23 protein-coding genes are annotated in these 25,445 nt (G+C 69.0%); 17 read left to right on the top strand and 6 right to left on the bottom strand.

Features of this window, described 5'->3' with window-relative positions:
* The first annotated feature begins 257 nt into the window (after positions 1-257).
* From B2J86_RS11110 to B2J86_RS11090, 5 genes are all read left to right on the top strand, one after another.
* A complete protein-coding gene (locus tag B2J86_RS11110) occupies positions 258-1,406 on the top strand; it encodes a flagellar basal body P-ring protein FlgI (protein ID WP_169633459.1) in 1,149 nt (382 codons plus the stop codon).
* A gap of 37 nt (positions 1,407-1,443) precedes the next feature.
* Positions 1,444-2,331 (top strand): flagellar assembly peptidoglycan hydrolase FlgJ, encoded by an 888-nt coding sequence (gene flgJ, locus B2J86_RS11105; protein WP_173025593.1) that lies wholly within the window; start codon positions 1,444-1,446, stop codon positions 2,329-2,331.
* A gap of 18 nt (positions 2,332-2,349) precedes the next feature.
* Positions 2,350-4,356 carry a flagellar hook-associated protein FlgK gene (flgK, locus tag B2J86_RS11100; RefSeq protein ID WP_173025592.1) on the top strand — a complete coding sequence of 669 codons (2,007 nt, stop codon included), beginning with the start codon at positions 2,350-2,352 and terminating at the stop codon, positions 4,354-4,356.
* A 62-nt stretch (positions 4,357-4,418) separates the two neighbouring features.
* The gene (gene flgL, locus B2J86_RS11095) at positions 4,419-5,663 is read left to right on the top strand and encodes a flagellar hook-associated protein FlgL (protein WP_173025591.1); all 1,245 of its coding nucleotides are present in this window, start codon (positions 4,419-4,421) and stop codon (positions 5,661-5,663) included.
* 21 nt (positions 5,664-5,684) lie between these two features.
* Entirely contained in the window at positions 5,685-6,887 is a 1,203-nt protein-coding gene (locus tag B2J86_RS11090) for an HDOD domain-containing protein (protein WP_169633455.1), read from the top strand.
* A 39-nt stretch (positions 6,888-6,926) separates the two neighbouring features.
* Here B2J86_RS11090 and B2J86_RS11085 read toward each other — a convergent pair whose 3' ends face one another.
* The gene (locus B2J86_RS11085) at positions 6,927-8,390 is read right to left on the bottom strand and encodes a PLP-dependent aminotransferase family protein (RefSeq protein ID WP_173025590.1); all 1,464 of its coding nucleotides are present in this window, start codon (positions 8,388-8,390) and stop codon (positions 6,927-6,929) included.
* A 157-nt stretch (positions 8,391-8,547) separates the two neighbouring features.
* Here B2J86_RS11085 and B2J86_RS11080 point away from each other — a divergent pair, with 157 nt between their 5' ends.
* From B2J86_RS11080 to B2J86_RS11025, 12 genes are all read left to right on the top strand, one after another.
* Positions 8,548-9,147 (top strand): LysE family translocator, encoded by a 600-nt coding sequence (locus tag B2J86_RS11080; RefSeq protein ID WP_169169194.1) that lies wholly within the window; start codon positions 8,548-8,550, stop codon positions 9,145-9,147.
* A gap of 37 nt (positions 9,148-9,184) precedes the next feature.
* Positions 9,185-10,117: a DMT family transporter gene (locus tag B2J86_RS11075; RefSeq protein WP_173025589.1), complete on the top strand. Its 933-nt coding sequence runs from the start codon at positions 9,185-9,187 to the stop codon at positions 10,115-10,117.
* Between the two features lie 74 nt (positions 10,118-10,191).
* Positions 10,192-11,379, top strand: coding sequence for a PLP-dependent aminotransferase family protein (locus B2J86_RS11070; RefSeq protein WP_173025588.1), 1,188 nt, complete (start codon positions 10,192-10,194; stop codon positions 11,377-11,379).
* Positions 11,380-11,381: 2 nt separating this feature from the next.
* On the top strand, positions 11,382-12,014 hold the full coding sequence (locus tag B2J86_RS11065; RefSeq protein WP_173025624.1) for a glutathione S-transferase: 633 nt from the start codon (positions 11,382-11,384) through the stop codon (positions 12,012-12,014).
* 20 nt (positions 12,015-12,034) lie between these two features.
* On the top strand, positions 12,035-12,913 hold the full coding sequence (locus B2J86_RS11060; RefSeq protein WP_173025587.1) for a PhzF family phenazine biosynthesis protein: 879 nt from the start codon (positions 12,035-12,037) through the stop codon (positions 12,911-12,913).
* Positions 12,914-12,930: 17 nt separating this feature from the next.
* Positions 12,931-13,602, top strand: coding sequence for a VOC family protein (locus B2J86_RS11055; protein WP_371736427.1), 672 nt, complete (start codon positions 12,931-12,933; stop codon positions 13,600-13,602).
* Positions 13,603-13,654: 52 nt separating this feature from the next.
* Entirely contained in the window at positions 13,655-14,623 is a 969-nt protein-coding gene (locus B2J86_RS11050; protein WP_173025585.1) for a threonine dehydratase, read from the top strand.
* 269 nt (positions 14,624-14,892) lie between these two features.
* Entirely contained in the window at positions 14,893-15,981 is a 1,089-nt protein-coding gene (locus B2J86_RS11045) for a cyclase family protein (protein ID WP_173025584.1), read from the top strand.
* Positions 15,982-16,016: 35 nt separating this feature from the next.
* Positions 16,017-17,270, top strand: coding sequence for an ABC transporter substrate-binding protein (locus B2J86_RS11040; protein ID WP_173025583.1), 1,254 nt, complete (start codon positions 16,017-16,019; stop codon positions 17,268-17,270).
* A gap of 14 nt (positions 17,271-17,284) precedes the next feature.
* The gene (locus tag B2J86_RS11035) at positions 17,285-18,406 is read left to right on the top strand and encodes an SDR family oxidoreductase (RefSeq protein WP_173025582.1); all 1,122 of its coding nucleotides are present in this window, start codon (positions 17,285-17,287) and stop codon (positions 18,404-18,406) included.
* Complete coding sequence (locus B2J86_RS11030; RefSeq protein WP_173025581.1) at positions 18,403-19,518, top strand: muconate/chloromuconate family cycloisomerase; 1,116 nt, start codon at positions 18,403-18,405, stop codon at positions 19,516-19,518. The genes B2J86_RS11035 and B2J86_RS11030 overlap by 4 nt, the downstream gene beginning before the upstream one ends.
* Positions 19,519-19,606: 88 nt before the next feature.
* Positions 19,607-20,602, top strand: coding sequence for a tripartite tricarboxylate transporter substrate binding protein (locus tag B2J86_RS11025; RefSeq protein WP_173025580.1), 996 nt, complete (start codon positions 19,607-19,609; stop codon positions 20,600-20,602).
* Between the two features lie 206 nt (positions 20,603-20,808).
* Here the strand turns inward: B2J86_RS11025 and B2J86_RS11020 are convergent, their stop codons facing one another.
* The 5 genes from B2J86_RS11020 to B2J86_RS11000 form a co-directional block, all read right to left on the bottom strand.
* Positions 20,809-21,297 (bottom strand): hypothetical protein, encoded by a 489-nt coding sequence (locus tag B2J86_RS11020; protein ID WP_173025579.1) that lies wholly within the window; start codon positions 21,295-21,297, stop codon positions 20,809-20,811.
* Between the two features lie 84 nt (positions 21,298-21,381).
* On the bottom strand, positions 21,382-21,723 hold the full coding sequence (locus B2J86_RS11015; RefSeq protein WP_169169205.1) for a hypothetical protein: 342 nt from the start codon (positions 21,721-21,723) through the stop codon (positions 21,382-21,384).
* A 660-nt stretch (positions 21,724-22,383) separates the two neighbouring features.
* On the bottom strand, positions 22,384-23,421 hold the full coding sequence (locus B2J86_RS11010) for a phosphotransferase (protein ID WP_173025578.1): 1,038 nt from the start codon (positions 23,419-23,421) through the stop codon (positions 22,384-22,386).
* The gene (locus B2J86_RS11005; RefSeq protein WP_173025577.1) at positions 23,418-24,191 is read right to left on the bottom strand and encodes an SDR family NAD(P)-dependent oxidoreductase; all 774 of its coding nucleotides are present in this window, start codon (positions 24,189-24,191) and stop codon (positions 23,418-23,420) included. Before B2J86_RS11005 ends, B2J86_RS11010 begins: the two co-directional genes overlap by 4 nt.
* Positions 24,188-25,378, bottom strand: coding sequence for an acyl-CoA dehydrogenase family protein (locus B2J86_RS11000; protein ID WP_169169208.1), 1,191 nt, complete (start codon positions 25,376-25,378; stop codon positions 24,188-24,190). The genes B2J86_RS11005 and B2J86_RS11000 overlap by 4 nt, the downstream gene beginning before the upstream one ends.
* Positions 25,379-25,445 lie beyond the last annotated feature (67 nt).

Here is a 25,445-nt window from a genome sequence, read left to right as displayed (position 1 = left end):
TTGGTGACTTTCTTTCGGCGAAGCGAAAGAAAGTTACTGCGCCGCCGGGCGCACATCCCGGCCAGCAGTCCCAAGCAAAAGCGCCATGGCGAATTCCCAAGAGCGGTATTAAAAAAGATAGCTGCTAGCGCACGCCCACAAAGCGCCAGAGTCACTTTTCATCTGTATCCATCCCAGCACCAGCGCCCCCAATAGACCGGTGATTGCGCCGCTTTTCCGTGCATCCCAAAGCGGCCTTGCCCACCACAATCAAGCGCATGAAAGCTGTCCTGCGCCCTCCCCTGTCATGGCACGCGGCCCGGCGGTGGGTGCCTCTGGCCGCCCTGCTTGCTGCCCTGTGCACCGCCCTGCCCGCGCAGGCCCTGCGCATCAAGGAAGTGGCCGCCGTGCAAGGGGTGCGCAGCAACCAGCTGACCGGCTACGGCCTGGTGGTGGGCTTGGACGGCACGGGCGACCAGACCACGCAGATGCCCTTCACCACACAGGCGATGTCCAACTACCTGCAGCAGATGGGCATCAGTCTGCCGCCCGAGATGGCTTCGCGGCTGCAGCTCAAGAACGTCGCGACCGTGATCGTCACCGCGCAGCTGCCGGCGTTCGCCCAGCCGGGCCAGACCATCGACGTGAACGTATCGTCGATGGGCAATTCCAAATCGCTCAAGGGCGGCACGCTGATCGCCACCCCGCTGCGCGGCGCCGACGGCGAGATCTATGCGCTGGCGCAGGGCAACCTGGTGGTCGGCGGCGCCGGAGCCTCGGCCGGCGGCAGCAAGGTGCAGATCAACCACCTGAGCGCCGGGCGCATTCCGCAGGGCGCGCAGGTCGAGCGCGCAGTGCCCACGCCGCTGCACGACGGCGACTCGATCACGCTGGGCCTCAACGCCTCCGACTTCCAGACCGCGCGCCGCGTGGCGCAGGCCATCAATGCGCGCCTGGGCGCAGGGCAGGCCATGGCGCTCGACGGGCGCACCGTGCAGGTGCGCGCTCCCACCTTGCCCGGCGCGCGCGTCAACTTCATTGCCGACCTCGAAGAACTGCAGATCGAGACCGCCGCGCCCTCGGCCAAGGTCGTGATCAATGCGCGCACCGGCTCGGTGGTGCTGAACCAGGCGGTGACGCTCGGGCCCTGCGCGATCGCGCACGGCAACCTGTCGATCACCATCAGCTCGACACCCGTCATCAGCCAGCCGGGCGCGTTCTCGCAGGGGCAGACCGTGGTGGCGCAAAAGAGCGACATCCAGATCCGCCAGGAGCCCGGCAACATCCTCCAGATCCCCGCGTCGCCGCAGCTGGCCGACGTGGTGCGCGCGCTCAACACGCTCGGCGCCACGCCGCAGGACCTGCTGGCCATCCTGCAGGCCATCAAGGCCGCCGGCGCGCTGAACGCCGAACTCGAGGTCATCTGATGGCCGCCCACCCTTTCCCCGCACGGAGTGCCCCACCATGGCCCTGACCCTGCCCGGCGCCGCCGGCGCCAGCACGTCAAACGCGCTGGCCGCGGACGTGCGCTCGCTCAACCAGCTCAAATTCGAAGCCGGCCAGAACAGCGCCCAGGCCACGCGCGAAGCCGCCAAGCAGTTCGAGTCGCTGTTCATGCGCGAGATGATCAAGAGCATGCGCGAGGCCACCATGAAGTCGGGCCTGCTCGACAACGCGCAGGGCGACCTGGGGACCGACCTGCTCGACCAGCAGCTGTCGGTGCAGATGGCGGGCCAGCCGGGCAGCCTGTCCGAGGCCATTGCGCGCCAGCTCTCGCGCCAGATGGGCGGCGCCGACGCGAACCTGGCCGTGCCGTCAACCCTGAGCCTCTCGGCCGCGCGCCAGGCGCGCAGCAGCGCCGCCTCGGGTCCCGCGCCCAAGGGCCGCGACGACTTCGTGCAGCACCACAGCCAGGCGGCCGAGCGCGTGGCGCAGGAGAGCGGCATTCCCGCCAGCTTCATGCTCGGCCAGGCCGGGCACGAGACCGGCTGGGGCAAGAGCGAGATCAAGAACGCCGACGGCAGCAACGCGTTCAACCTGTTCGGCATCAAGGCCGGCAAGGGCTGGAGCGGCAAGGTGGCCGAAATCACCACCACCGAATACATCAATGGCGCGCCGCGCAAGGTAACGGCCAAGTTCCGCGCCTACGACTCGTACGAGGCGTCGTTCCGCGACTACGCCCGCCTCATCAACGACAGCCCGCGCTACGAGAAGGCGCGCGCCCAGACCGGATCGGCCGTGGCCTACGCCGCCGCGCTGCAAAAGGCCGGCTATGCGACCGACCCCGAATACGCCCGCAAACTCAGCGGCGCCATCAACAGTGCCCTGCGCGTGCAGCGCGCACAGGCCTGACGCCAGAGACACAAAAACATGAGCCTATTGAACGTCGGCGCCCGAGCGCTGCTCGCCAACCAGGTGGCACTGCAGACCACCGGCCACAACATCGCCAATGTGAACACGCCCGGCTATTCGCGCCAGAACGTGGTGCTGGAGACCGTGCAGGGCCAGTTCACCGGGGGCGGCTACATCGGCAAGGGCGTGGACGTGCAGTCCATCCTGCGCAACCACAGCGAGCTGCTCACGCGCCAGGCCACGGCAGCGGCGGCGGTGGACGCCGGCGACAGCGTGCGCGCCGACCGCCTGCGCCAGCTGCAGGACGTGTTTGGCGGCGGCCCGGCCGGGCTGGGTGCGGCCATCAACGACATGATGAATGCGTTCTCGGACGTGGTCGGCTCGCCGACCGACCTGACGGCGCGCAACGTCGTGCTCACGCGCATCGACGAAACCGCCAAGCGCATGCGCGGCGCCTCCGAGCGGCTCGACGAGATCGCCTACACCGTGGCCGAGCAGCTCAAGGGCAGCGTCAACAGCATCAACATGCTGGCCAAGAACATCGCCGGCATGAACGAGCAGATTGCCCGCGCCAAGGGCAACGGACAGCCCGCCAACGACCTGCTGGACCAGCGCGACCAGCTGATCCGCGACCTGAACCAGCACATCCAGACCAGCCAGGTCGCGGCCGACGACGGCAGCATCAGCCTGTTTGTCGGCGGCAGCCAGCCGCTGGTGCTGGGCAGCAAGGCGGCGTCGCTGTCGGTCGGCGACCCGGTGGAGTTCGGCGCGGGCGGAGGGCAAAAGCGCCTGTACTTCACACAGCCGGGGTCGTCCACGGCGGTGGAGCTCAACGAGGGCATGCTCGGCGGCGGCGAGGTGTCGGGGCTGCTGCGCTTTCAGAACCACGACCTGGCCGAGGGGCGCAACCTGCTCGGCCGCATGGCGGTGGGCATCAGCGAAACGCTGAACGCGCAGAACCGGCTGGGGCTGACGCTCGATGGCAAACCGGGCGGCAACCTTTTCGCGCCGATCCCATTGGCCAACGCGGTAGCGGGCAAGGGGAACACCTCGGGCGCCACCATGGGCCTGCAAGTGGCCGATGCAACCAAGCTGCAGGCGTCGAGCTACACCATTGCCTTAACAGGGCCGAATGCCGGTTCGGTCACGCGCCAGTCCGATGGCAAGACGATGGCCTTTGCGGACATCAACGAGCTCAACGCGGTGATGCTCGGCGAAGGGCTTCGGTTGACCGACGGCGCCCAGCCACCCGCAGCCTTTGCGGGCGCTACCCCTCCCGATACCTTCTTGCTCAACCCGCTGCAAGGCGCCGCTGCCCAGATGCAGGCGCTGCAGTTCTCACCCCAGCAGTTGGCGGCGTCCAACCCCATCAATGCCAAGATGGGAGCCACCAACGACGGCACATTGCAGCTGGCGGGCTTGAAGGCGACAGGCCAGCCGACGGCACTGGCGCTGCCGCCCGCCAGTGGCGTGGAGCTGACCTTTACTGCCGGCACGCCAGCAACCTTCACCCTGACAGGAAACCAGGGCGCGCCCATGGACATGTCGACCACGCCGCCTACGGCGCTGGTCGGCCCGCCCTTTGCGTTCACCCCTGGCAAGCCCATCACCATCGACGGCTGGGAAATTACCTTGAATGGCGCGCCCAAGGGCGGCGACACCGTCACCGTGGGCAATGCCACCGACGCCCAGTACGGCGACTGGTACACCCGCGACGCCGGCAACGCCAGCGCGCTGATGGCCTTGCGCGACGCCAAGATATTCGACGGCGCCACGCTCTCGGACGGCTTTGCCGGCGCCATGGCGCAGATCGGCACGCGCACGCAGAGCGCGCAGTTTGCGGCCACGCTGTCGTCGTCGATTGCCGCCAACCTCGAGCGCGACCGCACTGCGGTCTCGGGCGTGAACCTTGACGAGGAAGCCGCCCGGCTCATCCAGTACCAGCAGGCCTACCAAGCCTCGGCCAAGATGCTGCAGATCGCGCAGAACATCTTTGACAACCTGCTCCAGGGCCTGGGCCGCTGACGGCCACCCCGCCCCACAGCACGCCCCACCACACCACAGCACACACGCCTGGAGCTTTCGCCATGAGCAGCCCGTCCTTCACCCGCATCGGCACCGCCACCCAGTACGACAGCGCTATACGCAACATCAGCGCGCGCCAGACGTCGCTGTCGAACCTGCAAGAAAACCTGACCTCGGGCAAGCGCGTGGTGCGCGCCAGCGACGACCCGGTCGCCGCGGCGCAGGCCGAGCGCGCCATGACACGCATCGCGCGCATCCAGACCGAGCAGCGCGCGCTCGACGTGCAGCGCAATGCCGTGGCGCAGGCCGAGTCGTCGCTGGGCGATGCCATCGGCCTGGTCCAGCAAATGCGCGAGCTGGTGGTCAGCGCCGGCAATGGCGGCCACAGTGCCAGCGACCGCAAAACCATTGCGACCCAGCTCCAGAGCCTGCGCGACCAGCTGCTGGAGGTGTCCAACCGCAAGGACACCAATGGCGTGCCGCTGCTGGCGGCGCTGGGCAGCGATGCCACGCCGTTCTTGAATGCGCAGATGGGCTTCCACGGCCTGCCGGGGCAGGGAGCGGGCTCCGCGGTGTCGATTCCGAACACGCTCGACGGCGATGCGGCCTTCATGTTCCAGCCGCAGCGCGACGGCGCCTACAACGCCCGCCTGAGCCTGGCCACTCCCGCTGGCCGCGCCCTCGGCACCGACAGCGTGCGCACCACCGATCCGGCACAGCTCACTGGCGACAAGTACGCCCTGAGCTTCACCGCCGTGGCGCCCACCGTGCCCGCCGACGGCACCACCACCGCCACCTATACCATCACCAACGACACAACAGGCGCCCTCCCCACGACGGTGACGGCGGTCTTCCCATCCGATAAGCCGGCCGACATCACCGTGACCGGCGTGCCCGGCCTGAGCTTCAGCATCAAAGGCACTCCCGCCAGCGGCGACAGCATCACCCTGGAACCCAGCACCAGCATCTTCAACGTGATCGACGATGCCATCCGCGACATCGGGGGCGCCGGCGACAGCAATGCCGCCGCCCAGGCCGTGGGCCAGGCACTCGCCAACATGGACCGGGGCATGGAACGCCTGCAGTCGGTGCGCGGCTACGCGGGCGAGCTGCTCAACCGCGCCGACCGCATCACCGGCGACCAGGACAAGCGCGCCATCCAGCTCGAAGCCGACCGCTCGCGCGCCGAGGACCTCGATATGATCCAGGGAATTTCCGACTTCCAGAACCAGCAGGTCGGCTACCAGGCAGCGCTGCAGTCCTACGCCATGGTGCAAAAGCTCTCGCTGTTCAACTTCATTTCCTGACGCCAGGGCCTTTTTTCGCTCATGCAATCCGTTCTCAGCCAGCTGGTTCTGGGCTACCGCCCTCTGTGGGGCCCCACGCGCACGCTGGCGGGCGTGGAGCTGTCCGTGCACGCGGCCGACGCGGCGCTGGCGGTCGATGCGCCGCACCTGCTGCGCACGCTGCACGAGCTGTGGGCCGCGCATTCGCCGCCGCTGCTGCTGGCGCCACAAACGCGCCAACTGCTGTGCGACCTGCTCGCGCATGCTCCGCCCGGCTCGCCGGCGGTGGCCGTGCCGGGGGCCTGGCTCGGCGACTCGGCGATCTGCCAGCAGGTGCAGGCGGCCCACGCGCGCGGCCTGCAGTTGGTGTGGCGCGGCGACGCCGGGCAGCCGCCCGAGCCCCCGCTGGCGCGCTGCTTTGACACACGCCTGCTGGGCCTCTCGCCCGAGACCGCCGTGCGGGCGCTGCAGGCAGGCGCCGCGGCGGGCACGCTGCTGGCCGGGCAAATGGTCGAAGGCCTTGCCAGCCGCGCGCTGGTGGCGCTGTGCCTGGACCGTGGCCAGGCCCAGGCCGTGCTGGGCTGGCCGCAGGAAGACGTGCTGCACAGCCTGCGCCACCAGCCGCTGCAACCGGCCCGCGCCACCGTGCAAAAGCTCATGAAGGCGATCGACGCCGAGCAGTCGCTCGAAGTGTTCGAAGACATCCTGGGCGAAGACCCGCTGCTGGCCTACCGCTTCATGGTCTACACCAACTCGGCCGCCCTGGGCCTGCGCACCGGCATCGACTCGCTGCGCCGGGGCCTGGTCATGATGGGCTACGGATCGCTCTCGCGCTGGCTGTCCGACCAGCTGCCGCACGCCAGCGCCGAGCCCGACCTGCAGCCGGTGCGCGCGGCCATGGTCGTGCGGGCCCGGCTCACCGAGCGCCTGATCGACGCGGGCCTGGAGACCGCGCTGCGCCGCGAGGTCTATCTGTGCGCCCTGTTCTCGCAGCTCGGCGAACTGCTGCGCGAGCCGCTGGGCAGCGTGCTGCGGCGTGTGCCGCTGTCCGAGCGCATCTACGACGCGGCGGTGCTGCAGACCGGCCCCTACGCGCCCAGCCTGGCCATGGCCCGCGCGCTCGAAGGCGGCGACGCGGGCGTGGTGCGCCAGCTGGGCAAGGCGCACGGCCTGGCGCTCGAAGACGTCAACCGCGCCCTGCTGCGCACGCTCGCCAGCCTCGAAGCGGCGCCGCCCGCCCCCTGACACGCCGGGCGGCGGCGCAGCCCGCAGTGCCCCCACGAGCTAACGGTTCTGCGCCACCACGCGCTGGAACACACGCCAGAACGCCGCGTCCTGCGTGGTCGTGAAGTTGATGCGCATCAGCGTGCAGGGCTGGCGGCTGGCATGGAACAGCGCGCCGGGCGCGAGCAAATAGCCCTCGTCGAGCATGCGCTGGGCCAGCATGTCGGTGTCCACGCCCGTGTCCACCCAGCCGAACATGCCCGCCGGCTCGGCGGCGAAGCGGCAGCCGGACTCCAGCGCCAGCTGCACGCTGCGCGCGCGCGTCTGGGCCAGGCGCAGGCGCATGCGCTCGGCGTGGCGGCGCAGCTGGCCCTGGTCGATGCACAGGGCCAGCGCCTTCTCGAGCAGCGACGGCGTGGTCAACGTCGACAGCAGCTTGGTGTCGAGCAGGCGTTCGACCAGCGCCGGCGGCGCGGCCAGGTAGCCCACGCGCCAGTTGGGCGCCAGGATCTTGGAAAAGCCGCTGACATAAATGGTGCGGCGCAGGCCGTCGAGCACCGACAGGCGCGTGGCATGGTCGGGCGCGAGGTGGCTGTAGGTATCGTCTTCGGCGATGTAGAAGCCGTGCTGCTCGGCCAGCCGCAGCACCTGGTGCGCGCTGCCCGGCGTGAGGCAGTGGCCGGTGGGGTTGTGCAGCACGCTGACGCTGACGAACAGCTTGGGCGCGTGCACCTCGCAGTAGCGCGCCATCACCGCCAGGTCCGGCCCCTCGGCGCGGCGCGGCACGGGCAGCACGCGCATGCCCAGGGCCGCCAGGCGCGCGAACTCGACCGACCAGCCCGGCTCTTCGACCATCACCGGGTCGCCCGCCTTGAGCAGGGTGCGGCTGACGATGTCGAGCGCGTGCGTGGCGCCCACCGTGGTCATGATCTGCGCGGGCCGCGCGGGCAGGTTCAGCTCGGCCAGGCGGCGCGCCAGCACATGGCGCAGGTCGGGGTCGCCCAGCGGCTCGCCGTAGCTCAGCGAGCCGTCGTGCAGTGCGCGGCTGGCCGCGACCTTGCGCACCGCCGCCGGCATGAAGCGCGCCTCTTCCAGCCACAGCGGCGGAAACACGCCGGCGCCGGGCTGGGGCTTGCCCGAGTCGGGCTGGAACATGCCGCGGATCAGCGCCGCCGCGTCGATGGGAGCGCCCAGCGTGCGCGCGCCCACGGGGGCGGGCGCGGCCAGGCCTTCGACTGCTGCGCTTTCGATAGCTATCAACGCTTGTCCAGCAAGGGCTGAAGGCGCTTTTTGCGTCAAATCGCGCACATAGAAGCCGCGCTGGCGGCGCGCCTCGACCAGGCCCTGCGCCAGCAGCTGGTCGTAGGCAGCGACCACCGTATAGGGGCTCACGCCCTGCTGGCGCGCGCATTCGCGCACCGACGGCAGGCGCGCGCCCGCGGGCAGCAGGCGCGCACGGATGCGCTCGGCAAAGCGCTCGGCCAGTTGCTCGGTCAGGGTGCGGTGGGCGGTACGGGTCAGCATGGCGGGCACAACGTGGGCGTCTGTGGGGAGGAGGTGGCGGGACTGTGCCGATGCGCACACCAACACAGTTCATGCTATTGTCAGAAAAACTGTATTGGCACTGTAGCGGAATCAATCCTACAGTGGTTGGGCATTTCTTCCTTTGCACTGCCCCCCAATGCCCTTTGTCGAATTCACCGCCTTGCTGGCGCTGGCCACCGCCATGAGCTTCACGCCCGGCCCCAACACCACGCTGTCGACCGCCATGGCGGCCAACCGCGGCCTGCGTCCGGCGATGCGCTTTGTCTGCGCCGTGCCGGTGGGCTGGACGGCGCTGCTGCTGCTGTGCGCTGGCGGCATCGGCGCGGTGGTGGTGGCGGTGCCTGCGCTGCGCTGGGGCATCAAGGCGGTGGGCATCGGCTACCTGCTGTGGCTGGCCTGGAAGCTCAGCCGCAGCGGCAGCCTGAGCGAGGCCGACGCCACGCGCCTGAACGTGGGCTTCTGGCAGGGCGCGGCGCTGCAGTTCGTCAACATCAAGGCCTGGCTGCTGGCGCTGACCATCGTCGCGGGCTGGGTGGCCGGGCGCGAAGACAGCCTGCAGCGCCTGGCCGTGGTGCTGCCCGTGATGCTGGTGTTCGCATTCACCAGCAACCTGGCCTATGCCACCACGGGCGCGCTGCTGCGCCAGTGGCTGGCTCAGGGCGCGCGCCTGCTGTGGTTCAACCGCGCGATGGCGCTGGTGCTGGCACTCACAGCCGCCTGGATGGCCAGCGCCTGAGCGCGCCGCCGCTTCCCCCCACCACGCGAAGGCACCCATGGGCACCCCGCTTTCCGTCCGCGCTCCGGCGCCGCAGTCCGCCGAGGCGCGCGGCCTGGCCCTGGGCCTGCTGGGCGTGGCGATTTTTGCGCTCACGCTGCCGATGACGCGGCTGGCCGTGGGCACGCCCGAGGCGCCGCTGATGTCGGGCGTGTTCGTGGCCATGGCACGTGCCGTGGTGGCGGGCGCGCTGTCGGCCGTGCTGCTGTGGGTGCTGCGCGCGCCCTGGCCGCAGCGGCGCGACTGGGGGCCACTGGCGCTCACGGCGCTGGGGGTGGTATTTGGCTTTCCGCTGCTGACCTCCGTCGCCATGCGCTACGTGGGCGCGGTGCACGCCAGCGTGATCGTCGGCGTGCTGCCGCTGGCCACGGCCGCCGTGGGCGCGCTGCTGCACCGCCAGCGCCCGTCGCGTGCGTTCTGGGCCTGCGCGCTGCTGGGCACGGCGCTGGTGGTGGCGTTCGCGGTGCTGCGCTCGGGCGCGTCGGGCATTGCGCTGCACCCGGCCGACCTGCTGCTGCTGGCCGCCATGCTGTGCGCCGCGGTCGGCTATGCCTATGGCGCGCGGCTGTCACAGCACCTGCGCGCCGACGCCGTGATCTGCTGGGCGCTGGTGCTGTCGCTGCCGCTCACGCTGCCGCTGGCGGCGCTGTCGTGGCCCGCAGCCCCGGTGCCGGCGAGCGCCTGGACGGCGCTGGCGTATGTCTCGGTGTTTTCGATGTGGCTGGGCTTTTTTGCCTGGTACCGGGGCCTGGCGCTGGGCGGCACGGTGCGCGTGAGCCAGGTGCAGCTGGTGCAGCCGTTCCTGGGCATGCTGGCGGCCGTGCCGCTGCTGGGCGAGCGGCTCGACGCGGTCAGCGTGGGCTTTGGCCTGGCGGTGATGGCCACAGTGCTGGTGGGCCGGCGCATGCCGGTGCGCCCCGCCGCGCCCTAGCGCGTCGCACAATGGTCGACTTTGACATTTTCCGCGCCGGACGTTCCGGCGCCCCACCCTGGAGTGCAATTGGCATGACGAACTGGACCCTGGCGGCGCGTGCCGCCAAGATGAACCCTTCCGCGATCCGCGAGATCCTCAAGCTGACCGACAAGCCCGGCATCATCAGCCTGGCCGGCGGCCTGCCCGCGCCGCAAACCTTTCCCCTCGACGCCTTCACGCAGGCCTGCAACACCGTCATGGCGCGCGACGGCGCCGCCGCGCTCCAGTACGCCACGAGCGAAGGCTATGCCCCCCTGCGCCAGGCCGTGGCCGACATGCTGCCGTGGGCCGTGGACCCCGAGCAGGTGCTGATCACCACCGGCTCGCAGCAGGCGCTGGACCTGATCGGCAAGGTCTTCCTCGACAAGGACAGCCGCATGCTGGTCGAAACGCCCACCTACCTGGGCGCGCTGCAGGCCTTCGCGCCGCAGGAGCCGATCGCCGTGGGCGTGGCCAGCGACGACGACGGCATCCTGGTCGACGACTTTGCCGCCAAGGCCGGCACCGGCCAAGGCAAAGCCCGCCTGGCCTATGTGCTGCCCAACTTCCAGAACCCCACGGGCCGCACCATGACCGAGGCGCGCCGCGCGGCGCTGGTGGCCAAGGCCGCGGAGCTGGGCATTCCGCTGATCGAGGACAACCCCTACGGCGAGCTGTGGTTTGGCGAAGCCCCGCCCGCGCCCCTGACCGCGCGCAACCCCGACGGCTGCATCTACATGGGCTCGTTCTCCAAGGTGCTGGCACCAGGATTGCGCATCGGCTTCATCGTCGCGCCCAAGGCCGTCTACCCCAAGCTGCTGCAGGCCAAGCAGGCCGCCGACCTGCACACGCCGGGCTTCAACCAGCGCGTGGTGGCCGAGGTGATCAAGAACGGCTTCCTCGAGCGCCATGTGCCCACCATCCGCGCGCTCTACAAGCAGCAGCGCGACACCATGCTCGCCGCACTGGAGCGCGAGATGGCGGGCCTGGATGTGCGCTGGACGCGCCCGGCCGGCGGCATGTTCCTGTGGGTGCGCCTGCCGCAGGGCGTGAACGCCCAGGAGCTGCTGCCCGCCGCCGTAGAACGCAACGTGGCCTTTGTGCCCGGCGCGCCGTTCTACGCCACCGAAGCCGACACGCGCACGCTGCGCCTGTCGTATGTCACCGTGTCCAGCGACGAGATCGACACCGCCATCGCCGCGCTGGCCGCCGCCATCCGCGCCCACCAAGGCGCTGCATGAGCCTGCTGCGGCTGTGGGGACGCTTGTCCTCGGTCAACGTGCGCAAGGTCGTCTGGACCGCGCAGGAACTCGGCCTGGCGCTGCAGCGCACCGACGCGGGCGGGCAGTTCGGCATCGTGCGCGAGCCGCACTACCTCGGCCTCAACCCCAACGGCCTGGTGCCGCTGATCGAGGATGAGAGCGACGGGGGCCCGGTGGTGCTGTGGGAGTCGAACACCATCGTGCGCTACCTCTGCGCGCGGCACGCGCTGGGCCGGCTCTACCCCGAAGCCCTGCCCGCGCGCTTTGCCGCCGAGCAGTGGATGGACTGGCAGCAAACGGCCCTGAACCCGGCCGGCCGCCAGGCGTTCATGCAGTGGATCCGCACGCCGGCCGCCGAGCGCGATGCGGCGCTCATCGCGCAATCGGTGGCCGCCACCGAGCCGCTCATGGCCCTGCTCGACGCCCACCTGGCGCGCCAGCCCTACGTGGCGGGCGAGCACTTCACCATGGCCGACATTCCTTTGGGCTGCGAGGTGCACCGCTGGTTCGGCCTGCCCCAGGAGCGTCCCGCCTGGCCGCACCTGGAGCGCTGGTTCCAGAGCCTGCAGACACGTTCGGGCGCGTGCGGCGTGCTCGACCAGCCCCTGTCCTGACGTCACTCCCAAGGCCCGCCATGCACCACCGTCCCTTCAAGCAGGTTGACGTCTTCACCGCCCACGCCTACCGGGGCAACCCGCTGGCCGTGGTGCTCGACGGCACTGGCCTCAGTACCGAGGCCATGCAGCAGTTCACGGACTGGACGAACCTGTCGGAAGCCACCTTCCTGCTGCCGCCCACCGAGGCGGGCCGCGCGGACGGCGCCGACTACCGCGTGCGCATCTTCTGCCCGGGCCGCGAGCTGCCCTTTGCCGGCCACCCCACGCTGGGCAGCTGCCACGCCTGGCTGGAGGCCGGCGGCCAGCCGCGCACAGCGGGCCAGGTGGTGCAGGAATGCGGCGTGGGCCTGGTGCGGCTGCGCCGCGAGGGCGCTCGGCTGGCCTTTGCCGCGCCGCCGCTGCGCCAAAGCGGGCCGCTGCCCGAAGCGGACGTGCAGCTCATCGCGCGCGGCCTGGGCGTGGCGCGCAGCGACATCGTGGCGCACGCCTGGTGCGACAACGGCCCGAACTGGCGCGGCGTGCTGCTGCGCTCGGCCGAGCAGGTGCTGGCGCTGCAACCCGACGGTGCCGTGCTGGCCGGGCTCGAGGTGGGTGTGGTGGCGCCGCGCGGCCAGGCCGGCATGGGGCGCGCGCAGGGCGACGCCCAAGGCATCGCATTCGAGGTGCGCGCCTTCTTTCCAGGCCACGACGGCCTGATCGAAGACCCGGTCACCGGCAGCCTCAACGCCGCGCTGGCGCAGTGGCTCATCGGCGCCGGCCTGGCGCCCCCGCGCTACATCGCCAGCCAGGGCACGGCACTGGGCCGCGCCGGGCGCGTGCATGTCCAACAGGACGGCGCCGACCTCTGGATCGGCGGCGACTCGGTCACCTGCGTGGCGGGCCAGGTGCTGCTGTGACAGCGCCGGCGCCCCGCGTGGACCACCTGGTGGTGCTGGCCGCCGATCTGGCCTCGGGGGTGGCTTGGTGCGAGCGCACGCTCGGCGCCACGCCAGCGGCGGGCGGCGAGCACCCGCTCATGGGCACGCACAACCGGCTGCTCAACGTGTCCAGCGCCCGACACCCGCGCGCCTACCTTGAAATCATTGCTATCAATCCGGGAGCTGCTAGCGTAATACCAGCAAGCAATAGACGCTGGTTTGACATGGACGACGCCACCCTGCAGGCGCAGATCGCGCAGCAGGGGCCGCGCCTGGTGCACTGGGTTGCCGCCGTGCCCGATGTGGCCGCCGGCCGCGCGGCGCTGGCCGCGCAGGGCCTGGACCGGGGTCCCGTGCTTGCGGCCAGCCGCCCGACACCGGGCGGGCTGCTGCAGTGGCAGATCACGGTGCGCCCCGATGGCCAGCGCCTGCTGGACGGCTGCCTGCCCACGCTGATCCAGTGGGGTGAGCGCCACCCCTGCGACAGCCTGCCCGCCAGCGGCGTGCAACTGCAGGCGCTGCAGCTGCAGCACCCGCAGGCGCCGGTGCTGGCACAGGCCTGCGCCGCCCTCGGCCTGGGCGCGCTGAGCGCCACCACGGCCGCGCAGCCGTGCCTCCGTGCGGCGCTGTCCACGCCGCGCGGCTTCCTGACCTTGGACTCCCGTTAGCTGCCACGTTCTCTGTCCCGGTGAAATGGACGAACCACCAGAAAGCTGCCGCATGAACGCCACCCTCCCCACCCTGGCCGACATCGAGGCCGCCGCCCAGGTCGTCTACCGCGACTTCGCCGCCACGCCGCAGTACCGCTGGGCCCTGCTCGGCGAGCGCCTGGGCACCGAGTGCTGGCTCAAGCACGAGAACCACACGCCGGTGGGCGCGTTCAAGATCCGGGGCGGCCTGACCTATTTCGACCGGCTCGCCCAGCGCGGCGCGCTGCCGCGCGAAGTGGTCAGCGCCACGCGCGGCAACCATGGCCAGAGCATGGGCTGGGCGGCGCGCCGCCACGGCGTGGCCTGCACCATCGTCGTGCCGCGCGGCAATTCGACCGAGAAGAACAATGCCATGCGCGCACTGGGCGTCACGCTCATCGAGCATGGCGACGACTTTCAGGAAGCGCGCGAACACGCCATGCAGCTGGCCGCCCAGCGCGGCGCCCACATGGTGCCGAGCTACCACCCCGACCTGGTCTGCGGCGTGGCCACCTACTGGTGGGAATTTCTGCGCGCCGTGCCGCAGATGGCCGTGGCCTACGTGCCCATCGGCCAGGGTTCGGGCGCCTGCGCGGCCATCGCCGCCCAGCGCGCGCTGGGCCACGGCGTGCGCATCGTCGGTGTGGTCAGCCGCCATGCCACCACCTACGCCGACTCGATTGCCGCGGGCCGCGTCGTGGAAGCCCCGGTCAGCACCGTGCTGGCCGACGGCATGGCCTGCCGCGTGGCCGACCGTGAGGCGCTCGACATCCTGATCCCGCACCTGGACCACGTCGTGCAGGTCAGCGACGGCGAAGTGGCCGCTGCCATGCGCGCGATCTACACCGACACGCACAACGTGGCCGAAGGCGCGGGCGCCGCAGCCCTGGCCGCCGCGCTGCAGGAAAAGGCGCAGCTGCAGGGCCAGTGCGTGGGCCTGGCGCTCACGGGCGGCAATGTGGATGCACCGGTGTTTGCAGGCACGCTGTCCCTGCGCTGAGCCGCCATGCCGGCGGCATGGCGCCGCAGTGTCCGCCGATGCTTGCGGTTTTGCCTGGCGAAATCCGTCCGCACCACGGCACCGCGCCGCAAAGCGCCGCACCATGGCTTTAAAGGGCGCCGTCCCCCTCATGCGGCCGCCCGGCGAGCGGGTTTACCCTGGCTCCGATTTCATTCCTTGAAATTTTTTCCAAAGGAATTGACGCGGTGCGCCCTGGCCCAACACCATAGCTTCCACATCCGCGCTCACCAGCGGTGGGAGACAACAGCATGCGATGGAGACAACGCCCGCCCGGCTCGAACTGGGGCGACTTCGGGCCCGATGACCAACTCGGGCGCGCCAACCTGATCGGCCCCGAACAGGTGCGCAAGGGCGCACAGGAGGTGCGCGAGGGGCGCAGCATTTGCCTCTCGCTGCCGCTGGACTACCCGGGCGGCAACGCGCTCAACGCACGGCGCCATCCGCCGCGCCTGTCGCCCACGCGCAATGGCGACCGGCCCTACCTCAACTTCCCCTTGGGCCATGTGTATCCCGGTGCCACCGACGTGATCAGCGACGACCAGGTGCTGCTCTCGCTGCAGTACTCCACCCAATGGGATTCGCTGGCCCACGTGGGTTCGCTGTTCGACTCGGAGGGCGACGGCCAGCTGCGCACCACCTACTACAACGGCTACCGCGGCCACGAACATGTGTTGGGCCCGGTGGACCATGGCTTGCCGCAGCCAGGCGCGCAGGGTGCGCCCGGCCCCTACCGCCCCGTGTGCTGCGCAGGCCGGCCCGCCGACGCGAGCGTGGCGCGCGCCCTGGGCGTGGAGAACCTGGCCAAGAAAGGCATGCAGGGCCGTGGCGTGCTGGTGGACCTGGCCCGGGTCTACGGCACCGGTTACCAGGACATCGGCTACGACCAGCTGATGCACGCCATGGCGCAGTGCGACGCGACGGTGGAGCCGGGCGACATGCTGCTGCTGCGCACGGGCTTTGCCGGCGTGGTGCTGTCGATGCAGGGCCAGCCCGACGCCGTGCGGCTGCACCACAGCTGCGCCGCGCTCGACGGCAGCGACCCGCGGCTGCTGCAATGGATCACCGACAGCGGCATCGCGGCCCTGGTCGCCGACAACTACGCCGTGGAGCGCCACCCGCCCACACGCACTCCCCCGGACGGCACGCCCTACCCCCTGCTGCCGCTGCACGAGCACTGCCTGTTCAAGCTCGGGCTGCCGCTGGGCGAGCTGTGGTACCTCGAGGAACTCGCCGACGCGCTGCACGCGCTGGGCCGCACGCGTTTTCTACTCACGGCGCCGCCGCTGCGCCTGCCCGGCGCCGTGGGCTCGCCCGTCACGCCCATCGCCACGATCTGATTCCCGCCAGCCCCACACGACCCAAGGAGACAACCATGAACCGCCACCCCCACCGCAGCCCCCTGCCGCGCGCATGCCGCGCGCTTTGCACCAGCCTGGCCCTGCTGGCCGCCACCACTGCTGTCACCGCGCAGGAGGTGAAGATTTCCGACGACGTCGTGCGCCTGGGCATCCTCACGGACCTCAACGGCCCGTTCGCCGACATCACCGGCCCGGGCAGCGCAGCAGCCATCCAGATGGCCATCGACGACTTCGGCGGCCAGGTGCTGGGCAAGAAGATCGAACTGCTGGTGGTGGACCACCAGAACAAGGCCGACATCGCCGCGAGCAAGGCGCGCGAATGGTTCGACACCGGCAAGGTCGACGCCATCATGGACGTGGCCGTGTCCGCCCCGGCCCTGGCCGTGCTCGAAGTGGCCAAGCAAAAGCAGAAGGTCATCATCTTCAACGGCCCCGGCACCGACCGGCTCACGGGCGACCTGTGCATGCCCAGCACCGTGCACTACGTCTACGACACCTACGCCCTGGCCAACGTGACGGCCAGCGCCATCACGCAGCGCGGCGGCAAGGACTGGTTCTTCATCACCGCCGACTACGCCTTCGGGCACAGCCTGCAGGAGCAGGCCAGCGCGGTGGTGCTTGCCCAAGGGGGCAAGGTGCTGGGCTCGGCCAAGCACCCCATCGGCGCAACGGACTTTGCTTCCTTCCTGATCAGCGCGCAGAACAGCAAGGCGCAGGTCATCGGCCTGGCCAATGCCGGCAGCGACACCGTGAACACCATCAAGGCCGCGCGCGAGTTCGGCCTGACCCAGGGCAAAAACAAGCAGACCCTGGCAGGGCTGCTGATGTACATCAACGACGTGCACGCCATCGGCCTGCGCACGGCGGGCGGGCTGATGCTCACCGAAGCGTTCTACTGGGACATGAACCCCGAAACCCGCGCTTGGTCCAAACGCTATTTCGAGAAGATGAAGAAGATGCCCAACATGAGCCAGGCGGGCGCCTACTCATCGACCCTGCACTACCTCAAGGCCGTGCAGGCCGCCAAGACCGACGACACGGCCAAGGTCATGGCGCAGATGAAGGCGACGCCCATCAACGACTTCTTTGCCAAGAACGGCCGCATCCGCGAGGACGGCCGCATGGTGCACGACATGTACCTGTTCGAAGTGAAGTCGCAGGCCGAATCCAAGTACCCCTGGGACTATTACAAGCTCATCGCCACGGTGCCGGGCGACAAGGCCTTCCTGCCGCTGGCGCAGTCCAAGTGCCCGATGCTCAAGAAGTAAGGACCGCCGCGGCCATGACGACACCCCAGCAAACCGCCCTCATCGTGGGCGCCACGGGCGTGGTGGGCCAGGCCTGCCTGCGCCACTTCGCCAGCCTGCCCGGCTGGAGCGCGATCGGCGTGGCGCGGCGCCCGATCACGCCGCCCCCCGGCGCCGAGGCCCTGCAGCTGGACCTGCAAGACGGCGCCGCCTGCGCCGCCGCTCTCGCGGGCCGCGACGACATCACCCATGTGGTGTATGCCGCCGTGTACGAAAAGCCCGGCGGCCTGGTTGGCGGCTGGCGCGACCAGGAGCAGATGGACACCAACCTGCAGATGCTGCGCAACGTCATCGAGCCGCTGGACCGCCCCGGCGGCGCGCTGCGCCACGTGACCATCATGCAGGGCGGCAAGGCCTACGGCGTGCACATCCACCCGCAGATTGCCGTGCCCGCGCGCGAGCGCTGGCCGCGCGACAACCACGAGAACTTCTACTGGCTGCAGGAGGACTTCCTGCGCGAGCGCCAGGCCCGCTCGGGCGCCTGGCACTTCACCATCATGCGGCCGCGCATCGTGTTCGGCGACGCCATGGGCAGCAACATGAACCCGATTCCGGCCATCGGCGTGTACGCCTGGCTGCGCCACGAGCAGGGCCTGCCGCTGGCCTACCCGGGCGGTCCGCCACGCGTGAACCAGGCCATCGACGCCGACCTGATCGCCCAGGCCTGCGCCTGGGCCGCGCTGGCGCCCAACGCGCGCAACGAAACCTTCAACCTGGAAAACGGCGATGTGTTCGTCTGGCAAAACGTCTGGCCGACCATTGCCGATGTGCTCGGCATGCCGGTGGGCGAGCCCGAGCCGCAGTCCCTGGCCGCCGCGCTGGACCGGCAGCAATCCGCCTGGGAGCGCCTGGTGGACAAATACCAGCTGGCCGCGCCGCGCGAGCTGGCGGCCTTCATCGGCCAGGGTGCGACGTATGCCGACTTCCAGATGAACCATGGCAAGGAAGGCCCGCTGCCGGCCGTGATCATGAGCTCGGTGAAGATCCGCCAGGCCGGTTTTCACGCCTGCATGGACACCGAGGACATGTTCCGCAAATGGTTTGGCCAGTTGCAGGAGCGCGGGCTGCTGCCCAGCGCCGCGCAGGCGCGCGCATGAAGATCGAGCGCATCACCAGCACCATCGTCGGCCTGCGGCTGCGCCGCGCGCACCGCTTGGCCATGACGACCATGGCGGGCCACACGCTGGTGGTCGCGCAGATACACACGGACGAGGGCGTGACCGGGCTGGGCGAGCTGTCCATCATCGCCGGCTACAACGAGATGAGTGCCGGCGCCGCCAAGGCCGTGATCGACGAGGTGCTGGCGCCCGCGCTGGTAGGCCAGGATCCGCGCCGGCTGTGGCATGTGCTGGCCCTGATGGACCGCGCCATCAAGGGCAACCTGCCCTGCAAGGCGGCGTTGGAAATGGCCTGCGTGGACATTGCGGCGCGTGCCCTGGGGGTGTCCAGCGCAGCGCTGTTCGGCGGCACGGTGCGCGACCGGCTGGAAATGCTCTGGGTGCTGGCCACCAGTGACACGCAGCAGGACATCGAGGAAGCCCGCCAGAAGCTGGGCGAACGCACACACCGGCATTTCCTCGTCAAGATCGGCACGGGCGACCCGCTGGAGGGCGTGCAGCGCGCCACCGCGATTCGCAACGCACTTCCCGAGGCGGCGACGGTGCGGGTCGACGTCAACCAGGCCTGGGACGAGGCCACGGCACGCTGGGCGATCCCGGCACTGCACGCAGGTGGCATCGCGGTGGTCGAGCAGCCGGTGCACGCCGCCAGCATCGACGCCATGCGCCGCCTTACTGGCACGAGCCCCATCACCGTGATGGCAGACGAAGCCGTGGCCACGCCCCAGGAAGCCATGGCCTACGCCAGCACCCATGCCTGCGATGCGCTGTCCATCAAGGTCACCAAACACGGCGGCTTGCTGCGCACGGCGCAGGTCGCGCACATCGCCGCAGCCGGCGGCCTGGCCATTTTTGGCGGCACGATGATTGAAGGCGCCATCGGCACCTCGGCCTGCGCGCAGCTGTATTCCACGCTGCCTGACCTGCATTGGGGCTGCCAGCTGTTTGGCCCGCAACTGCTGGTGGATGACATCGCCACCAGCCAGTTGCGCTACGAAGACTTCGCTTTGGTGGTGCCGCTTGGCCCCGGGTTCGGAGCGACCGTCGACCCCGAGCGGCTGGCCTACCACCACCGGCGCCCTGCCGGCTGACGCTCCGCGAAATCACTTGTTTTTCAAACGGCCGCAGAGCCGGTGCGCAGCGCGCGCAATCCAAACTTATTCCATCCAAGGAGACACCATGACCAAAACCCTGCCCCTCACCCGCCGCACCGCACTGGCATGTCTGCTTGCCCCCGTGGCCGCTGCAACGTTCGGCGCCTTGCCTGCGCATGCTCAGACGTACCCGAACAAGCCGATCCGCATCATCGTTCCGTACGCGGCGGGCACCGCGACCGACACAATTGCACGGCTGGCGGCGCAACAGATGTCCGACGCGTTGAAGCAACCGGTGGTGGTCGACAACCGGGCCGGTGCCAACGGCGCCATTGGCACCAGCGCGGTCGCCAAGGCCCCGGCCGACGGCTACACGCTGCTGGTCACAACCAACACCACCCAGGCCGCCAACCTGAGTTTGATGAAGTCACTGCCGTACGACCCGCAAAAAGATTTCGCGCCCGTGTCCATGATCGGCAAGGGCGTGTTCGTGCTGGCCACGCGCACCGATGCGCCTTTTGGCAACCTCGCGGAATTTCTCGCTTACGCCAAAGCGAATCCTGGCAAGGCGAGCTATGCCAGCGCCAACGGCTCCGGCATCGTCTCTGGCGCCACGCTGGCGCTGAAAACCAAGCATGAACTCATCCATGTCCCGTACAAGAGCGGCCCGGCTGCCATGACCGACGTGATTGGCGGGCAAGTCTCCACGCTCTTCATCGACATCCAGTCCGCGCTGCCGCAGTTGCGCAGCGGCAAGCTCAAGGCACTGGCCGTTACCACCGCGCAACCGCATCCCCTGTTGCCCGGTGTCCTCAGTCTGCGAAGCGCGCCGGGCATGGCCGGGTTTGATCTGAGCTACTGGATGGCCGTCTACGCGCCTGCCGGGACGCCTGCACCCATCCTGGAGGTGCTGAACCAGCAATTCATGCAATTCACGCGCACGCCCGCCGTGGTCAGTCGGTTTGCCGACCTCGGGTTTGCGATCGAAGGAAGCTCCGGTACTGCGCTCGATCAGTTCACGCGCAGCGAGATCGGCAAGTGGCGGGAGCTGATTGCGGCTGCGGGGATTGAGGCGGAGTGACGAAACGCGGATGGGACCAGCGAATCCCATTCGTCGTTCGCGGTTTGCGGGGTGCTTCCGCCGGCCATTTACCGGATCACAGCATCGCGGCCGGGGATACGAAAGCTCAGCGTGAATACGCGGAACATAGACGATCGTCCGTGATGCGACAGCTAGAATCCAAAAAGGCTTGAACTGTCAGAGCGCCCCAAGGCGAAGTCCGGCACTTAAGCGGCGCCGTCAGGCGTCCGCTTGAAGGAAGGGTTAGACGCTTTGTGGTCAAGTCGCTCTTGCTCGGGTACCGCTGCCATTAGCCGCCCGAGTGCAGCGACAGATACCTGGTACTGGCCGTTCTTCGGACGCGGCTTGTGTGCCACCAACGACCAGACGCGCGATCCCAGGCCGTTGTAGACCTCGGTAAACGAGCCATCGCGGTGTAGCCGTAGCACAAGAAGTTGCTCCGGCTCGGCACTGACCGCCACTCGATCGCCTTGCGTGGCTTTCACTTGAACGTTCTTGCCATTGCACGTGCCGTCATGGCATTCAAAGGACGCCCCGTGCAGCATGATTCCGTAGTGGTGGGCTGCATATGCCTCCCCGAGGCTACCGACCATGTGCCCGTCCGGTGTGAACTTGCGTCCGGGGAACATGGCCTCAAGCTCTGCCACTGCCCCATAGATGGAGCGAACAATCTCGGGAAAGCGGGCTTCGTCCATTTTCTGAAAGCGTCTAACGAAAAAGCTAAGCCGACCGCTGTACGCGGGTCGGCTTGAGCGCCGGGTTAGAACCAAAATGTGCCATTAGATTTCTCTTCCCACAGAATGGACAGTGCAATACTCACCTTGAAGTTCAACCCATGTACTCGGGCTTACGTTAGAACCGCCTGGCACAATATTTTTGCATTGCTTTCCCTTGCTGGTTTTTCCGGAGCAGTGAACAGAAAAATCTTCATTTGCCCAAGCCAAATATTCAGACTTCGAAACACCATAGTGCGCTGCAAAAACGACTGTAGGGTCTTCAATCAAAGCCAATAGCTCTTCTGGCTTCGCAATATGAGTTTCTTGCCCCCATTGGCTTGGCACGGAAACACAGAATGCGACACCAAGTTCTTGAAGTTTTTTCAGAAGCTCAAGATTCTCCATTTTTATTCCTTATGAGCTTCAATTGAAATTAAACGACTGCAGAACGCCCCGCAGAGGTCGGATAAACAGGCATTACACCGGCAAATCATAAGCGCTACATGTTGTTAGGCGAACCTAAAACATGACGGATGAAGCACCGGACATCCTAAAACTTCATGCTAAGCGTCTGCCAGACTTGTGACCAACTGATATTTGCCACTACCGCAAAAAGTCGACCGGCACCCTTGCCCAGCTGGCTCACCCTACAGTGACGGCGGCTGAGCCTGTCGAAACGCCGAATTCACCCCACCGGCGCGCCGCGCCACATCAAGGGCGCGGCGTTTTGATGAAGCTGGCGTAGGGAATAGTCCCGCCGCCGTTCGGTCAGGTTGGGGGCCTTCAGACATCCACATGTAGCGTGTGCCGTAGCCGGCGTGGCGGTCTCCGACACGGTAACGCGGCTTGGGCGCCCCCCTACACCCATTCGACTTCGCCTTCTGGGCGTTCCGTGGCTATCCAAGCGCAGGCCAGGGTGTGCGGCGGAGATGCGAGGCAGATGGCCGCCGCCATCGGGCCGCGCGCACGGTGTTGCCAGACAGAGGGAGCCCAGGTGGCGCTTCAGCGCGGTGGTCCCGCGCCGGCAGGAGCAGCCGCCGGGCATGCCAGCGGCCTGCCTGCCGTTCAGCCCGCCGTATGCCGCTGCGCCCATTCCCAGCCCAGCCGCGCCAGCGGCCCGGCCTTGCGCCCGGTTTCTTCGGCGTCGGCCGACGCCGCACTGCCATCGGCGGCGCGCTGTGCAATGCCGTAGAGGATGGCGGCCATGCGAAACAGGTTGTAGGCCATGTAGAACGACCACTGCCCCTGCGCATCGCGCCCCGTGGCCGCGCGATAGTCGGCCAGGTACTCGGCCTCCGTGGGAATGCCCAGCGCGGGCAGGTCCAGCCCGCCCATGCCGCGCCACAGCGCGGGCGGCACGTTCCAGGCCATGCAGTGGTAGGCCAGGTCGGCCAGCGGATGGCCCAGCGTGGACAGCTCCCAGTCGAGCACGCCGATCACGCGCGGCTCGGTGGGATGGAACACCAGGTTGTCGATGCGGTAGTCGCCGTGCACCAGCGTGGTCTCGTCGCCCGGCGGCACCTGCGCGGGCAGCCACTCCATCAGGCGGTGCATGGAATCGTCCAGCGGTACCGACAGCGCGCGGCACTGGCGCGACCAGCGGTCGATCTGGCGCTCCACATAACGGCCGGTGCGGCCGTAGTCGCCCAGGCCCACGGCCACATGGTCCACGCTGTGCAGCGCGGCCATCACGCGGCCCATCTCGCGGTACACGGCGCCGCGCTCGGCCGGCGTGCTGCCGGGCAGCGCCGGGTCCATGAACACGCGGCCCTGCAGGAAATCCATCACGTAGAACGGCGTGCCGACGATCGACGCGTCCTCGCAATAGGCCAGCATGCGCGGCACCGGCACATCGCTGTCCTGCAGCGCGCGCATGACGCGGTATTCGCGGTCAATGGCGTGGGCTGAAGGGGCCAGCTGGCCGGCCGGTTTCTTGCGCAGCACGTACTCGCGCGCGCCCGCCGCGATGCGGAAGGTGGGATTGGACTGCCCGCCCGACAGGGGCGCGACCTGGATGGCCTCGGCGCCCGCCAAGCCCTGCGCGCGCAGGTAGTCCTGCAGCGGCGCGAGCGGCAGGGTGGTGGCGGTGGCGGCGGTGCTCACAGCGAGCTCACCAGGTGCGCACCGTCTACCGCCACCGTGGCGCCCGACATCGCGGCGCCCGCGTCGGACGCCAGCAGCAGCAGCGGCCCGTCGAGGTCGGCCATTTCGCCAAAGCGCCGGCTCGGGATGCGGCTGCGCAGCTTCTCGCCCGCCTCGCTGGTGAGAAAGTCGCGGTTCAGGTCGGTCACCACATAGCCCGGCAGCAGCGCGTTCACGCGGATGCGGTGGCGCGCCAGCTCCAGCGCCATGGCCTTGGTGGCCTGCACCACGCCGGCCTTGGAGATCGCATAGGGCGCCACGCCGCCGGCCACGCGCTTGCCCAGGATCGAGGCGACATTGACGATGCTGCCACCCTGCCCCGCCGCCACCATGCGCCGCGCAGCCTCGGTGGCCACCAGCCAGCAGCCCTTGAGGTTGGTGTCCAGCACGTGGTCGAAATCTTCTTCGGTCTGCTCGAGCAACGGCCGCGTCACGGTGACGCCGGCGTTGTTGATGACCACATCGGGCGCGCCCCAGCTGGCGAGTTCGTCAAAGCAGGCGCGCACGCTGGCCGCGCTGGTCACGTCGAGCGACAGCGCCCGCGCCTGGCCGCCGCCTTGGGTGATGGCATCGACCACGGCCTGCAGTTTGTCCGCACGGCGCGCGGCTACGGCCACGCGCGCACCCGCATCTGCCAGCAGCTGCGCGAAATGCGTGCCCAGCCCGCTCGACGCCCCGGTGACCAGCACCACGCGCCCGTCGAGGCGGAAACGGTCGATGGCGGCGCTCATGCCGGCACCCGCGCCGCTGCGGCCTTTTCGGCTTGGTGGACCAGCTTGCGCGCCATGCTCCAGCGGTGCACTTCGCTCGGGCCGTCGTAGATGCGGAAGGCGCGCATGTCGGTGAAGATGCGCATCACCGGCGACTCGCCCGTGACACCCTGGCCGCCGAGCATCTGCACGCTGCGGTCGACCACGCGCCACTGCGCCTCCGAGCACACGACCTTGGCGCGGCTCGACTCGAAGTTGCACTTCTCGCCCTGGTCCAGCAGCCAGGCGGTGTGCCAGATGTGCAGGCGCGCGGTGTGCAGGTCCATGTCGTTGTCGGCCAGCATGAAGCCCACGCCCTCGTGCTCGGCCAGCGGCTTGCCGAAGGCGGTGCGCCGGCGCGTGTAGTCGAGCGCCGCATCGTGCGCGCGGCGCGCCTGGCCGAGCCAGCGCATGCAGTGCGTCAGGCGCGCGGGCGCCAGGCGCACCTGGGCGTAGCGGAAGCCCTTGCCGATCTCGCCGAGCACGTCGGCGGCGGGCACGCGCAGGTTGTCGAAGCGCAGCACGCCGTGGCCGCCCGTGAAGCAGGCGTCCATCGCGTCCATGTTGCGCTCGAGCACGATGCCGGGGCGGTCCATGTCCGAGAGGAACATGGTCGCCGAGCCGTCCTCCATGCGCGCCATCACGATGCAGTAGTCGGCCCCTTCGGCGCCGGTGATGAACCACTTGGTGCCGCTGATCACGTAGTCGCCGCCGTCGCGCACGGCGGTGGTGGCCAGCATGGACGGGTCGGCGCCCGCGCCGGGCGCGGGCTCGGTCATGGCAAAGCACGAGCGGATGTCGCCCGCCACCTGCGGCCGCAGCCAGCGTTCCTTCTGCGCGGGCGTGGCCACTTCTTCCATGAGGTGGATGTTGCCCTCATCGGGCGCGTGGATGTTGAGCGCCGTCGGGCCGAGCCACGAATAGCCGGCCTCCTCGAACACCACGGCCTTGGCGACGTGCGACAGGCCCAGGCCCCCCATCTCGCGCGAGGCGTGGGGCGTGAGCAGGCCTGCGGCCTTGGCGCGGGAGACCAGCTCGCGGCGCAGCGCCTCGCTCGGGCCGTGGGAAGACTGGCGTTCGTCGTTTTCGAGCGGGATCACCTGCTCGGCGATGAATTCACGGGTGCGGTCGCGCAACGCGCACAGCTCGGCGCTCAGTTCAAAATCCATCGGGGCGTCTCCTGAAACAGTGGTGCAAGGCTTTTCGTTCCACCAGATTGTAGGACAATTTTGTTTT

Source organism: Acidovorax sp. SRB_14 (genome assembly GCF_012932145.1).
Taxonomy (GTDB): domain Bacteria; phylum Pseudomonadota; class Gammaproteobacteria; order Burkholderiales; family Burkholderiaceae_C; genus Simplicispira.
Note: the sequence above shows the minus strand (reverse complement) of the source record. Positions and strands in the feature narration are given on the sequence as shown.